This is a genomic window from Blautia luti, assembly GCF_033096465.1.
In the GTDB taxonomy this organism is placed as follows: Bacteria; Bacillota; Clostridia; order Lachnospirales; family Lachnospiraceae; genus Blautia_A; species Blautia_A luti.
In genome coordinates, this window is the sequence record NZ_AP028156.1 from 145,920 (window position 1) to 160,966 (window position 15,047).

The window sequence follows — 15,047 nt, forward strand, 5'->3', positions numbered from 1 at the left end:
AAGGAACAGACTCATGAATTATATTGTCTTTGATCTGGAATGGAACCAGAATCCGGAGGGGAAAAAGACCCGCAATGATAAACTGCCCTTCGAGATCATAGAGATCGGAGCAGTAAAAGTAAACAGCAGAAAAGAAATCACAGACAGCTTCCACAGACTGATCCGGCCACAGGTTTATAACTGGATCCATGACAGTATTCATGAAGTGATCCATGTAGATTATAAGGATCTGCTGGATGGAATCCCTTTTCAGCAGGCTGCACGGGAATTTCTGGAGTGGTGCGGACCGGACTGGTATTTCTTTACCTGGGGAAATCAGGATGTGATGGAACTTCAGAGAAATATGAAATTTTATGGAATGCTGGATCAACTCCCGGGTCCTGTGACTTATTATGATGTACAGAAACTCTACAGTCTTTCCTTTGATGACGGAAGCCACAGATGTGCACTGGAACATGCTGTGGATGAACTGAAGATCGGGAAGCAGCAGGGCTTTCACAGGGCACTGGCAGATGCGGTGTACACGGCGGAAGTTCTGAAGCATCTGAATAACATTATGATCATAAATCACCCCTCCCTGGATGTATATCAGAATCCGAAAAAGAAAAAAGATGAGATCCATATCTCCTATCCGGAATATGACAAATATGTATCCAGAGAATTCGTCGCAAAGGAACGGATCATGAAAGACAGAGAAGTGACAAGCACCAGATGCCCCATCTGTCATCAGCCGGCCAGACGCAGGATCCGGTGGTTCATGAACAATCCAAAGGTTTATTTCAGTGTTTCTGTCTGTGATGAACATGGACTGGTACGAGGGAAGATCCGTATTCATAAAACGGATGAAGAGAAGTATTTCGCTGTGAAAACGCTGCGGTTCACAGATACAGAAGAAGCGGAGGAACTCCGTGAAAGAAAGGAGCTTCTCCGCCGCAGAAGACAATTAAAAAGAAATACCGGAAAGGAGGTCTGAAAGGATCTCCTTTTCATATTGCATTCCATAGCCGACCATATGGCCGTCCAGATAATATTTACTTTTGATTCGTTTCGGACCTACGGAGTTGGGCAGGACTTTCTGCTTCTTCTCCAGGGTACTTACATCAGTTCCGGTGGGAACTGTCACATACACATGCCTTATATAATAGAAAGGACAGATATCATCCGTACTCTTCAGCAGATATTTCTCAGAGGGGAGATATCTGGCTGGAACAGGATTCAGATCCACGTTCATATCGACTTTCTCGAAATTGTCAAATCCGTAATCCAGCAGGGAGGCTGTATCAGGGAAAGCTCCGTTGGTGGAATTCAATACCACTGCCACCAGAACCATGTTGCCTCTTTTGGCATAGGTTACCAGGGTGTTTCCTGCGTTGGTGGTGTATCCGGTCTTACCGCCCAGTACTCCGTCATATGCATAGGACTGTCCGGCCATCATCTTATGATGGTTGAGAAAATAGCGGGTTTCCGGCTGCATATTGGTAGGCGGAACCTCATAAACCTGGGTAGTGACGAACTTGCGGTAAAGAGGATTGTACCAGGCTGCCTTGGCAATTTTCATCATATCATTGGCAGTGGTGTAATGCTTCTCATCGTGAAGACCGTTGGGATTGTTAAAGTGTGTGTTGTGGCAGCCAAGCTGTTCGGCGCGCTGGTTCATCAGCTCTACGAATTTCTTCACAGATCCGCTGACTTTCTCAGCCAGGGCCAAAGCCATTTCATTGGCAGATTCCAGCATGAGAGCCATGAGGGCCTGTTCTACTGTAAAGACTTCCCCTGTCTCTGCATAAATAGAAGAACTGCCGGACTCGATGCCGTATGCTGCTTCCTGGGACATGGTGATGGTATCGTTCATATCCAGGTTCTCACATGCCAGCAGTGCCGTCATGATCTTCGTGATGCTGGCAGGATAAAGCTTCTCATCTGCATTCTTGGAATAAAGAACAGTATCTGTTACTGCGTCCATCAGTACTGCTGACTGACCCTCGATACTGGGGCCGGTAGGCCATCCTTTGATGGAATCCGTGTCTGCAGCCTGTGAATAATAAGCGGAATGCTCCGGCACAGGAGTGGCAGTGATGATGGGATCGTCTTCCGCCGCATAAATGATTCCCGGCTGGGTGGCGAAAAGTCCTGCACAGAGAGCAGCAGAAATCAGTTGCTTCATTCGTTTATGAAATTTTCTTTTAAACATTTGAATATTTACCCTTCATAAAATCAGTTGGTATATTTTGTATCCGTGTTGTATTGTAACATATAAATATCAGATATCTGTAATCTGGTAAAAAATCTTTTTTACAGACAGCAGATTTTACACTATTATACCATTATTTACAAGAGGTGTGTAAAAATTTCTGGTTCCTCCTGGTTAGGATTACCTTAAATATACCAAAAAATACTTGACACAGGGAAATTCCAGACCTTATAATAAATCCGCATAGTGTTAAAAAAACATAACCACAAAAACGTTGATGGAGACAGTAACTGCAGTCGAAAGCGGACAGCGAACCGGGGAAGGTGTGAGCCCGGCAGTGAGTAAATGCGGCGAATATCACTCCGGAGTTGCAGCTCTGAAGGGCAGACAGGCAGGTAAGGGCTGACGGAAATCCCCGTTAAAGGATTCTTGTATCGGCAAAAACAGCCCGTACAATGTAACAGGTGGTATAACGAACGTCAATAAACCTTCGTCCTTTTACAAAAGGGGCGATTTTTTTGTTTTATAGGATAAAGATGAGGACTTTTGATAGTAAACGCCTTTATCCTATAAAACAAAAAAGATCAAAGGCTTGTTTTCGTTCTTAAAAGACACAGGAAATATTTTGTATATTTTCCAATGTCTGATACAAATAATTTAAACAGGAGGTAAATTACTGTGTACCAGAAAGTTGATACGAACTTAAACTTTGTAGACCGTGAGAAAAAAGTAGAAGAATTCTGGAAAGAGAACCATATCTTTGAGAAAAGTATGGAGAACAGAAAAGAGGGAGAAACCTATACTTTCTACGATGGACCGCCGACCGCAAACGGTAAACCACATATCGGTCATGTGCTTACACGTGTAATCAAAGATATGATCCCGAGATACCGTACAATGAAAGGCTACATGGTTCCGCGTAAAGCAGGATGGGATACTCATGGCCTTCCGGTAGAGCTGGAAGTAGAGAAGAAACTGGGACTGGATGGCAAGGAACAGATCGAAGAATACGGTATGGAGCCGTTTATCAAACAGTGTAAAGAAAGTGTCTGGAAATACAAAGGAATGTGGGAGGATTTCTCTTCTACAGTTGGTTTCTGGGCAGACATGGAACATCCATATGTAACTTACTATGATGATTATATTGAATCCGAATGGTGGGCACTGAAAGAAATCTGGAACAAGAAACTTCTGTACAAAGGTTTCAAAATCGTTCCTTACTGTCCACGCTGCGGTACCCCGCTTTCCGCACAGGAAGTATCCCAGGGATACAAAACTGTAAAAGAGCGTTCCGCAGTTGTAAGATTCAAAGTTATCGGTGAAGATGCATATTTCCTTGCATGGACAACAACACCTTGGACACTTCCGTCCAACGTTGCACTCTGCGTAAACCCGGATGAGACTTACTGCAAAGTAAAAGCAGCAGATGGATACACATATTACATGGCAGAAGCACTTCTGGACAAAGTTCTTGGCAAACTTGCCAAAGAAGAAGGCGAGAAAGCATACGAAGTTCTGGAAACTTGCAAAGGAACAGATCTGGAATACAAAGAATATGAGCCGCTTTTCGCATGCGCAGGAGAAGCAGCAGCAAAACAGAAAAAGAAAGCTCATTTTGTAACATGTGACACATACGTTACCATGAGCGATGGTACCGGTATCGTTCATATCGCACCGGCATTCGGTGAAGACGACAGCAGAATCGGACGTAACTACGATCTTCCATTTGTACAGTTCGTAGATGGCAGAGGTAATCTGACAAAAGAAACTCCATACGCTGGCATTTTCGTAAAGAAAGCAGACCCGATGGTTCTCACAGACCTGGACAAAGAAGGCAAACTTTTCGATGCTCCGAAATTCGAGCATGAATATCCACACTGCTGGAGATGTGACACACCACTGATCTACTATGCAAGAGAATCCTGGTTCATCAAAATGACAGCAGTCAAAGATGACCTGATCAGAAACAACAATACAATCAACTGGATTCCGGAGAGCATCGGTAAGGGACGTTTCGGTGACTGGCTTGAAAATGTTCAGGACTGGGGTATCAGCCGTAACCGTTACTGGGGAACACCACTGAACATCTGGCAGTGCGAATGCGGACATATGCATTCTATCGGAAGCCGTCAGGAATTATTTGAGATGAGCGGCGACGAGAAAGCCAAGACAGTAGAGCTTCACCGTCCATACATTGATGAGATCACACTGAAGTGTCCGGAGTGCGGTGGAGAAATGCACCGTGTACCGGAAGTTATTGACTGCTGGTTCGACTCAGGAGCAATGCCTTTCGCACAGCACCACTATCCATTTGAAAACAAAGAATTATTTGAGCAGCAGTTCCCTGCAAACTTTATCTCCGAGGCAGTAGACCAGACCCGTGGATGGTTCTATTCACTCCTTGCAGAATCCACACTGCTCTTCAACAAAGCACCATACAAGAACGTAATCGTTCTGGGACATGTCCAGGATGAGAACGGACAGAAGATGAGTAAGTCCAAAGGAAACGCAGTTGACCCGTTCGATGCACTGAACAAATATGGCGCAGATGCCATCAGATGGTACTTCTATATCAACAGTGCACCATGGCTTCCGAACCGTTTCCACGGCAAAGCAGTTGTAGAAGGACAGCGTAAATTCATGAGCACACTCTGGAACACTTACGCATTCTTCGTATTATATGCAAATATCGATAACTTCGATCCGACCAAATACAATCTTGAATACGACCAGCTTCCAGTAATGGACAAATGGCTCCTCAGCAGATTAAACACAACTGTTCAGACAGTAGATAATGATCTGGCAAACTACAAGATCCCGGAAGCAGCAAGAGCACTTCAGGAATTCGTAGATGAGATGAGTAACTGGTATGTAAGAAGAAGTCGTGAACGTTTCTGGGCAAAAGGAATGGAGCAGGATAAGATCAACGCTTACATGACTCTGTACCATGCACTGGTAACAATCGCCAAGACAGCAGCTCCGATGATCCCGTTCATGACAGAAGATATGTACCAGAACCTGGTAAGAAGCGTAGACAAAGATGCACCTGAAAGTATCCACCTCTGCGACTTCCCGACTGTAAACGAAGCTTGGATCGACAAAGATCTGGAAGCAGATATGAAAGAACTTCTTGAGATCGTAGTTCTTGGACGTGCATGCAGAAATACAGCAAACATCAAGAACCGTCAGCCGATCGGAATTATGTATGTAAAAGCTGAGAAGAAGATGGACAAATTCTACACAGACATCATCGCAGACGAGCTGAATGTCAAAGAAGTAAAATTTGCAGATGACGTAGAATCCTTTATCTCCTACAGCTTCAAACCACAGCTGCGTACAGTAGGACCGAAATACGGTAAACTCCTCGGCGGAATCAAGCAGGCTCTCACAGACATCAATGGAACAGCAGCGATGAACGAACTGAGAACCAACGGTGTCCTGAAACTGGATATCAACGGAAATGATGTAGAGCTTACAGAAGAAGACCTTCTTATTGAAACAGCACAGACAGAAGGCTATGTATCCGAATCCGACGGTGAAACATCCGTAGTTCTTGATACAAACCTGACACCTGAACTGATCGAAGAGGGATTCGTTCGCGAGATCATCAGCAAGATCCAGACCATGAGAAAAGAAGCTGGCTTCGAAGTCATGGACAAGATCGTAGTATACGCTCACGGAAACGACAAGATCCAGGATGTCATGAAAGCACATGAAGACGAAATTAAGTCTGAAGTACTTGCAGACGAAATGGTACTTGGAGAGACCGATGGTTATGTGAAAGAATGGAACATCAATAAAGAAGCAGTAACTATGGGTGTTAAGAAACTGTAATTGATAACATATGATCAATTGCTGATAAGATACTGATAAATTACAGATATTTCGCAGGAAATATAGTACTTTCGCAATGCATGATAACAAAAAAAAGTTATAAAATTCGGCAATTATACACATGACAGACTGTCGGAAAAAGAGTATCATTATCTATGACAGTCTGATTTCAGAGAGGAAATTGGAGGCGGAGATTCTTTGCCCCCAATTTCTCTGATATGAGAAAACAGAAGAGTTGACGGAATGAAGAGGTTCGCCGGCAATATCCGCAAGGCATATTACTGAGAATAAAGTGAACCGTGAAACCATTACGGGAGGTATGAAATGACAAACGAAATGTTCAAGAAAGAGGCATTCAAGAAAAGCGTAAAAGACAACGTAAAATTCCTCTATCGAAAAACAATTGAAGAAGCTACACAGGAGCAGATTTTCCAGGCAGTAAGCTACACAGTTAAGGATGTTATCATTGATAACTGGCTTGCAACACAGAAAGCATATGAAGAACAGGATCCGAAGATCGTATATTATATGTCCATGGAATTCCTGATGGGACGTGCTCTCGGAAACAACCTGATCAACCTTTGCGCTTACGGTGAAGTAAAAGAAGCTCTCGAAGAACTGGGATTTGACCTTAACTGTATCGAAGACCAGGAGCCGGATCCGGCACTTGGAAACGGTGGTCTGGGAAGACTGGCTGCATGCTTCCTTGATTCTCTCGCAACTTTAAATTACGCAGCATATGGCTGCGGAATCCGTTATCACTACGGAATGTTCAAACAGAAAATCGAAAACGGTTATCAGATCGAGGTACCGGATAACTGGTTAAAGAACGGCTACCCATTTGAACTGCGCCGTCCGGAATATGCCAAAGAAGTACACTTCGGCGGATATGTAAGAGTAGAGTACGATCCTGAAAAGGGCGGAAACAAATTTATCCACGAAGGATATCAGGCAGTAAAAGCCATTCCTTATGATATGCCGATCACAGGATATGACAATGATGTAGTAAACACACTTCGTATCTGGGATGCAGAGCCAATCGTAGACTTCGAGCTGGATTCCTTTGACAAAGGTGATTACAAGAAAGCAGTAGAGCAGGAGAACCTTGCCCGCAATATCGTAGAAGTCCTTTACCCGAATGACAACCACTATGCAGGTAAAGAGCTGAGACTGAAACAGCAGTACTTCTTCGTATCTGCAAGCCTCCAGGCAGCAATTGCCAAATACAAAAAGAAACATGACGATATCCATAAATTATATGAAAAAGTAACCTTCCAGATGAATGATACACATCCGACTGTAGCAGTAGCAGAGTTAATGCGTATCCTCATGGATGAAGAAGGACTTGGATGGGATGAAGCATGGGAGGTAACAACCAAATCTGTTGCTTACACAAACCATACTATCATGTCCGAAGCACTTGAGAAATGGCCGATCGAGCTCTTCTCCAGACTGCTTCCGCGTGTATACCAGATCATCGAAGAGATCAACCGTCGTTTCATTCTCGCTATCCAGGCAAAATATCCGGGAAACTACGAGAAGATCAAAAAGATGGCAATCATCTATGACGGACAGGTTAAGATGGCTCACCTTGCAATCGCAGCAGGCTACTCTGTAAACGGTGTTGCACGCCTTCATACAGAGATCCTGAAACATCAGGAATTAAAAGACTTCTATGAAATGATGCCTGAGAAATTCAACAACAAGACAAACGGTATCACTCAGAGACGTTTCCTGCTCCATGCAAATCCACTCCTTGCAGACTGGATCACAGAGCACATCGGACCGGACTGGATCACAGACCTTCCACAGTTAAAGAAACTTGCAGTTTATGCAGACGATGAAAAAGCACTCCAGGAATTCATGAACATCAAGTTCAAGAACAAAGAGCGTCTGGCCAAATACATCCTCGAGCACAATGGCGTAGAAGTAGACCCACACTCCATCTTCGATGTACAGGTTAAAAGACTTCACGAATACAAACGTCAGCTCCTGAACATCCTGCATGTTATCTATCTGTACAACCAGATCAAGATGCATCCGGAAATGGAATTCTATCCAAGAACATTCATCTTCGGTGCAAAAGCATCCGCAGGTTATGCAACAGCCAAGAAGATCATCAAACTCATCAACTCCGTAGCAGATGTAGTAAACAACGATGCTTCCATCAACGGCAAGATCAAAGTTGTATTCATCGAAAACTACAGAGTATCCAATGCTGAGTGGATCTTCGCAGCAGCAGACGTTTCTGAGCAGATCTCCACAGCAAGTAAAGAAGCATCCGGAACAGGTAACATGAAGTTCATGCTCAACGGTGCTCCGACACTTGGAACTATGGACGGTGCCAACGTAGAGATCGTAGAAGAAGTTGGTGCAGAGAACGCATTCATCTTCGGTTTAAGCTCCGACGAAGTCATCAACTACGAAAACAACGGCGGATACGATCCAAACGTAATCTACAACACAGACGAAGAAATCCGTCAGGTACTGATGCAGCTCATCAACGGAACTTTCTCCAGCGACACAGAACTCTTCCGCGACCTGTACGATTCACTTCTTAATACAAAGAACACAGACAGAGCAGACCGCTACTTCATCCTTGCAGACTTCCGCTCCTATGCAGATGCACAGAGACGTGTAGAAGAAGCATACAGAGATGAGAAAGGCTGGGCTAAGAAAGCACTTCTGAATACAGCACACAGCGGCAAGTTCACATCCGACAGAACTATCCAGGAATATGTAGATGATATCTGGCATCTGGACAGAGTAATTGTAAGAAAGAAATAAAATAATTACCGGATAAAATACAGCCCCGGCAGTACAGTGATAGAAATTGTACTGTCGGGGCTTTTTACGTGGTTGAAATCCACTGCAGGCGGAGAATCCTGCCTGTCAGTTCTGTCAGAGAGTTACCTGGAATAAGATAGCATAACGGAGGGTTGAACATGACTTATTTATGGAGCGGTATGATCCTGGTGGGGATTATTTACGGTCTTCTGACCGGGAATTTGAAAGCTGTTACTGAGGCTGTGGTGTCATCTTCCAGGGAAAGCGTAAACCTGTGCATTTCCATGGCAGGAATTGTAGGAATGTGGACCGGACTGATGAAGATCGCGGAAGGTTCCGGCCTGATCGAAGGACTTTCAGGGAAAATGGGACCTGTGCTCCGGTTCCTTTTTCCGGGGCTGGATCCTGATTCCATGGCAGGCAGATATATTTCCGTGAATTTCCTGTCCAATATTCTGGGGCTTGGATGGGCAGCCACTCCCGCAGGGCTGAAAGCCATGGAAAGTCTGGCAGAAGCAGAAGAGGAGAAAAGAATCTCCGGTATACAGGCAGCCCCGTCAGGAACTGCTACAGATGAGATGTGTACTTTTCTCATTATCAATATTTCTTCGCTGCAGCTTATTCCGGTAAATATCATTGCGTATCGTGTACAATATGGCAGCGCAAACCCCACAGCTGTAATAGGACCTGCCATTGCTGCCACTGCAGTAAGCACAGGAGCGGCAGTGATCTTCTGCTGGATCATGAACAGAAAGGGGAGGGCAGGATGAAGCTTCTGTCGTATGTATCGGAATTGCTGATGCCGTTTCTGATCCTGTATGTGGTCGGTTACGGGCTTGCTTCCAGAAGGGATATTTACGGAGATTTTATGGAGGGAGCAAAAGACGGACTGAAAACAGCAGCAGGGATCTGTCCTACCCTGATCGGTCTGATGACTGCAGTGGGAATCCTGCGTGCATCAGGATTTCTGGACTTTGTGGGAGGATTGCTGGGAAAACTTACAGAAAGGATGGGGGTGCCCTCGGAGATCCTGCCGCTTACAGTTGTGCGGATGTTTTCGTCCAGTGCAGCAGTAAGTCTTCTGCTGGATATTTTCAAAGAATATGGGACTGACTCTGCAGCGGGGCTTATGGGAGCTGTGATCATGAGTGCCACAGAAAGTGTATTCTACTGTATGAGTGTTTATTTTGCAGCTGCAAAGATCGAGAAAACCAGATATACGCTGCCGGGTGCACTGATCGCCACCCTGGCAGGAACGGTTACAGCAATTTTTCTGGTGCAGATGATGATCTGATATCTGCCCATAACGTAAAAAGGAGCAGATTCCTGTAGGAAAAACGGTAGATCTGCTCCAATATTGCCCTCCGGGCAGGATTCTTTTTATTTTTCAGTCAGCGGTTTATTTTTTACCAGCATGTCATGAATGATATTGCGGGTATATTCACCGATATGTTTCTTATCTTCCTTGCTCAGCTCGTCCGGATAAATAGGTTTCCCGTATTCCACCACAACCTTCGCAGGATGAATGGTTGGGAAATGAGCTTCGAAAACATCAGCGGAATTGCTGATCGCCATAGGAATGATAGGACATTTCGCTTTGGCTGCGATCTTGAAGCTTCCCTCATGGAAAGAAAGCATATCCAGTTCATCTTCATTTTTATTTCTGGTTCCCTCGGGGAAAATACAGATGGAGATTCCGGATTTCACTTTATCTACTGCTGCCAGGATGGTCTTAAGTCCCTGTTTAATATCCTTTCTGTCCAGAAACAGGCAGTGCAGATAACGCATCCAGTTAGACAGAAGAGGGATTTTTTCCATTTCTTTTTTCGCAATGTATCCGGTGCGGATGGGACAGCGGGAATAAGTCAGCAGGATATCGAAGTAGCTTCTGTGGTTGCCGATATAAAGTACAGGAGTATCCTTCGGGACATTTTCCTCACCGATCACAGTGACTTTCGCTCCGGTAATCCACAGGATAAAGCGGAACATAAACTGAACAATGCGCAGGGAACTGATATCCTTCGCCATAGGTGCGAACTTCCCGATGATCCATTCTACCAGAAGGATCGGGATAGAAAGGATCAGAAATCCGATCACCACAATACAGACTAATATAAAACGTATCATAATAAATTCCTTTCCGGGTCATCATATACAGACCTGACCCACAGTCATAATGCCATTATACGGAATCCATCTGAAACCTGCAATGCTTTTCCTTCCAAAAAGAGCATAAGCGGCCGTTTTTTCTCATAGAATGGGTAATAAGGGAACAGCAGCAGGCAGGCGCAATGAAGAAAAAAGCAGGAGGATTTTTCATACTGGTATTTCTGCTGTCAGCATTACTGGCAGGGTGCCGACTTATACGCATAGAAGAGGGAGAACGCAAACCTCTGGAATATACCATTGTGAAACTGACGGATCTTCCTCAGGAGGCGCTGGAGTTCATAGAGCAGAAGAAGGAAAAAGAATTCCAGATGACTTACCGTGTGGGAGATGACCTGTATCTGATGAAAGGCTACGGAGTGCAGATGACAGGAGGATACAGCATTCAGGTAGAAGAGATGTCTGAGTCCGAAAATGCGGTGTTCTGCAGGACCCGTCTTCTGGGCCCCTCGAAAGAGGATCAGGGCGGCGAGCCATCCTGTCCATGTATTGTGCTGAAAATAAAGAATACAACGAAGCCGGTAGAGTTTTTCTGATGCAGGACCGGGCTACAAGTTCAAAAATCGAAAAGTTAAAAAAGAAAGGGAATTAAACATGCTGGAATTAAAAAAAGAAAATGTTCAGATGCTTCGTGTAAAAAATAAAGCAGTCAGCCAGGTGACCTTTGATGTAGATTACAATGTGCCGGATGCGAAAGCGGACATGGGAAGGATCGTGCAGAGCAAGGCAGATGTTTCCATGGATGAAGTCCGTCTCAGCGAGGGAAAGGCCTTTCTCAAAGGTTCTCTGAATGCGGATATCCTGTATGTCAGTGAAAATGAGGGCAGGATCTGCAGTCTTTCTGCTTCACTTCCCATGGATGAAACAGTGAATCTGGAAGGAATCCAGGGCGGGGATAAACTGTGCCTGAGCTGGGAAATCGAAGATCTGACTGTCCGCATGATCCACTCCCGGAAGCTGAGCATCAAGGCCATCGTGACTTTTTATGCAGTGGTGGATGAGCTGACCCAGGTTCAGATACCGACGGCACTGGACGAGAATGAGATTTCTGTAAAAAAGAAAAAAGTCCGGCTTATGAGTCTGTGTGTACATAAAAAAGACACCCTCCGGATCAAAGAAGATATCAGTCTGGCGTCAAACCGGCCGAACATAGAGTCCCTTTTATGGTACACAATAGAACCCCGCAACCTGGATCTGCGGCCTGAGAATGATAAAATCCGGGCGAAGGGGGAACTGTCGGTTTTTGCCCTGTATATGGGAACAGAAGCGGAAAATCCTCCCCAGTGGCTGGAATATGCGCTGCCTTTTAACAGTGAAGTGGAATGCACAGGCTGCGGAGAAGACCTGATCCCCCACATTGAAGTTTCTGTTCTTCATCATACCATGGAAGTGAAGCCGGACGGTGACGGGGAAGAGCGGATCCTGCAGGCAGATGTGGTGCTGGAGTTGAACATGAAGCTTTACCGTGAAGAAGAACATGACCTGATCCTGGATGTATACACTCCGCTGAAAGAGTGCGTGATACAGAGAAAAAAGGAACAGCTGGAAAGTCTTCTGGTGCGGAATTTCTCCAAATGCAGGGTGACAGACCGTATAGAAGTCAAGGAAAGCCAGGGCAAAGTGCTGCAGCTTTGTCACAGCAGCGGCAGGGTAAAGATCGACAGCACGAAGATCACACAGGAAGGGATCCTGGCAGAAGGTGTTATCATCCTGAAGATCCTGTATATTATAGGAAATGATGAGATGCCTTTTTACTCTATGGAAACCATGCTGCCTTTTACCCATGTAATCGAAGCCAAAGGGATCACGAAGGACAGCGTCTATTTCCTGCAGGCAGATCTGGAACAGCTTTCCACTACTATGGCTGACGGAGATGAGATCGAGGTAAAAACAGCAGTGGGACTGAATGTGCTGGTCCTGCGCCAGTGGGAAGAGCAGCTGATAGACCAGGTGGAAGAAAAGCCCCTGGATATGAAAAAGATCGAAGCAATGCCGGGGATCACTGTATATATGGTGAAGCAGGAGGATACCCTTTGGGATATAGCCAGACAGTTTTATACCACAGTGGATGAGATCTGCGCAGTCAACGGCATTACAGAGAAAGAAGTAAAGGCAGGGCAGCCGCTGCTTCTCATCAAACAGGTGCAGAATTAACAATCCCCGGATCATCTTTGGTTATTGAAAAATTTTCCATAAAAAACCGTTTTTCTCTTATTGAAATAAAAAAAGAAATGTTTTAAAATAAGTATCAGAAATGTATTGTATACAAAGTACAAAGAATAATACAAAGGAGTGTCTGAGGGATATATGCGGTTACGTGCACTGGCGAAAATAAATCTGGGACTTGATATCCTGGGGAAAAGAGAAGACGGATATCATGAAGTAAGAATGATCATGCAGACCATACAGATGTATGATGTACTGGAGATGAAGAAAAAGAAAATTCCGGGAATTTCCCTTGCAGTGAATTACCCGTTTATTCCATCTGATGAACGGAATCTGGTGTATAAAGCAGCGAAGCTTTTGATGGATGAATTTCAGGTGGAAGAGGGAGTTTCTATCCATCTTGATAAATTTATCCCGGTGGCTGCAGGCATGGCAGGAGGTAGTTCAGATGCGGCAGCAGCACTGGTAGGGATCAATCGTCTGTTCAGGCTGGGACTTACGGAGAGGGATCTGATGGAGCGTGCGGTGAATATAGGGGCAGATGTTCCTTATTGCGTAATGCGGGGAACTGCCCTGGCAGAAGGAATCGGCGAGAAACTTACAAGGATCGCCCGTATGCCACAGTGTTATGTGCTGGTAGGGAAACCGGGAATCAATGTTTCTACGAAGGCTGCGTACGAGAGCCTGAAGCTGGATCAGATACAGACTCATCCGGATATTGACGGAATGGTCCGGGATATAGAGAATAGTGATCTTTATTCCATGGTGAATAAAATGGGAAATGTATTCGAATCGGGGATCATCGGGAAATATCCGGTTATCCGTGAGATTAAGGATTTGATGGAAGAACATGGAGCTTTGAAGGCCATGATGAGCGGAAGCGGTCCTACAGTATTTGGAATTTTTGATGATAAAAAGAAAATGGAGGAAGCAGCAGCAGTCCTCCGTGAGAGCAGACTGGCGAAAACAGTTTTCGGCACAGAGATTTTTAACAAATGAGATTTCTGACTCCACAGATCAGAGAAACAGGAGGTTATAATACGAATGACAAGTGATTTTTCTGTAAATATGAATGAATACCTGCCCCTGCGCGACGTTGTGTTCAACACACTGCGTCAGGCGATCCTGAAAGGAGAACTGAAACCGGGCGAGAGATTGATGGAGATCGCCCTGGCTGAGAAGCTTGGTGTGAGCAGAACCCCTATCAGGGAGGCAATGCGTAAGCTGGAGCAGGAGGGACTTGTAGTCATGATCCCCAGAAGAGGTGCGCAGGTTGCTAACATCACAGAGAAGGATTTAAATGATGTTCTGGAAGTCCGTATTGCGCTGGAGAATGTGGCTATCGAGAAGGCCTGTGACCGTATGTCAGAGGAAGAGATGAGCAGACTGTGGCTGGCAGCCAAGGAATTCGAACATACTATTGCAGAGGGAAATCTGGTGAAGCTTGCAGAGGCAGATGTGGCATTCCATGAGATCATTTACCAGGCATCCGATAACAAGAGACTGATCCAGGTACTGAATAATATGCGTGAGCAGATCTACCGCTACCGTGTAGAATATCTGAAAGAAGGAGAGACCAGAGATATTCTGGTGAAAGAACACGAAGAGCTGACGAAAGCCATCAGGGATCGTGATGTGGAGCGTGCGAAAAAACTTTCCTACCAGCATATCGAGAATCAGAGAACGGCGATCATGCGTTCCATCGAAGCCGAGAATGCAGAACGGGCCAGAGCTGAGAAAGAGAAATCAAGAGGACATAAATAATATCCGGAAATCTGGAAATTCTAAGAGAGGTGAACAGCCTCTCTTTTTTGTTGCTGAAGCGACCCGTACGAAAAACAGGCTGTTGGATACAGACAGGAGGAACTGTTTTGAAAGATAGAAATAAATTGAAAAATAAAAG

General features: G+C 45.0%; 11 protein-coding genes. 9 read left to right on the plus strand and 2 right to left on the minus strand.

Annotated elements, in window-relative coordinates; translation table 11 throughout:
- Positions 1-13 precede the first annotated feature (13 nt).
- Entirely contained in the window at positions 14-973 is a 960-nt protein-coding gene (locus R8695_RS00705; RefSeq protein WP_154780760.1) for a 3'-5' exonuclease, read from the plus strand.
- Here the strand turns inward: R8695_RS00705 and R8695_RS00710 are convergent.
- Positions 944-2,164 (minus strand): D-alanyl-D-alanine carboxypeptidase family protein, encoded by a 1,221-nt coding sequence (locus R8695_RS00710; RefSeq protein WP_243139565.1) that lies wholly within the window; start codon positions 2,162-2,164, stop codon positions 944-946. The genes R8695_RS00705 and R8695_RS00710 overlap by 30 nt on opposite strands.
- 705 nt (positions 2,165-2,869) lie before the next feature.
- Here R8695_RS00710 and ileS point away from each other — a divergent pair.
- The 4 genes from ileS (at position 2,870) to R8695_RS00730 (ending at position 10,106) form a co-directional block, all read left to right on the plus strand.
- Positions 2,870-6,025: an isoleucine--tRNA ligase gene (ileS, locus tag R8695_RS00715; RefSeq protein WP_167829776.1), complete on the plus strand. Its 3,156-nt coding sequence runs from the start codon at positions 2,870-2,872 to the stop codon at positions 6,023-6,025.
- A 324-nt stretch (positions 6,026-6,349) separates the two neighbouring features.
- A complete protein-coding gene (locus R8695_RS00720) occupies positions 6,350-8,812 on the plus strand; it encodes a glycogen/starch/alpha-glucan phosphorylase (protein WP_154780758.1) in 2,463 nt (820 codons plus the stop codon).
- Between the two features lie 158 nt (positions 8,813-8,970).
- Positions 8,971-9,582 (plus strand): nucleoside recognition protein, encoded by a 612-nt coding sequence (locus tag R8695_RS00725; RefSeq protein WP_154780757.1) that lies wholly within the window; start codon positions 8,971-8,973, stop codon positions 9,580-9,582.
- Positions 9,579-10,106 (plus strand): spore maturation protein, encoded by a 528-nt coding sequence (locus R8695_RS00730; RefSeq protein WP_118511821.1) that lies wholly within the window; start codon positions 9,579-9,581, stop codon positions 10,104-10,106. The genes R8695_RS00725 and R8695_RS00730 overlap by 4 nt, the downstream gene beginning before the upstream one ends.
- Before the next feature lie 86 nt (positions 10,107-10,192).
- On the opposite strand, the gene R8695_RS00735 is transcribed toward R8695_RS00730, so the two are convergent.
- Positions 10,193-10,939 carry a lysophospholipid acyltransferase family protein gene (locus tag R8695_RS00735; RefSeq protein ID WP_154780756.1) on the minus strand — a complete coding sequence of 249 codons (747 nt, stop codon included), beginning with the start codon at positions 10,937-10,939 and terminating at the stop codon, positions 10,193-10,195.
- A gap of 164 nt (positions 10,940-11,103) precedes the next feature.
- On the opposite strand from R8695_RS00735, the gene R8695_RS00740 reads away from it, so the two are divergent.
- The 4 genes from R8695_RS00740 (at position 11,104) to R8695_RS00755 (ending at position 14,908) form a co-directional block, all read left to right on the plus strand.
- Entirely contained in the window at positions 11,104-11,514 is a 411-nt protein-coding gene (locus tag R8695_RS00740; protein ID WP_118511825.1) for a protease complex subunit PrcB family protein, read from the plus strand.
- Positions 11,515-11,572: 58 nt separating this feature from the next.
- Positions 11,573-13,132 (plus strand): DUF3794 and LysM peptidoglycan-binding domain-containing protein, encoded by a 1,560-nt coding sequence (locus R8695_RS00745; protein ID WP_205730804.1) that lies wholly within the window; start codon positions 11,573-11,575, stop codon positions 13,130-13,132.
- Positions 13,133-13,285: 153 nt separating this feature from the next.
- Positions 13,286-14,143, plus strand: a complete 858-nt coding sequence (gene ispE, locus R8695_RS00750) for a 4-(cytidine 5'-diphospho)-2-C-methyl-D-erythritol kinase (protein ID WP_154780755.1) — start codon at positions 13,286-13,288, stop codon at positions 14,141-14,143.
- Between the two features lie 45 nt (positions 14,144-14,188).
- Complete coding sequence (locus R8695_RS00755) at positions 14,189-14,908, plus strand: GntR family transcriptional regulator (RefSeq protein ID WP_118511829.1); 720 nt, start codon at positions 14,189-14,191, stop codon at positions 14,906-14,908.
- The last annotated feature ends 139 nt before the right edge of the window (positions 14,909-15,047 follow it).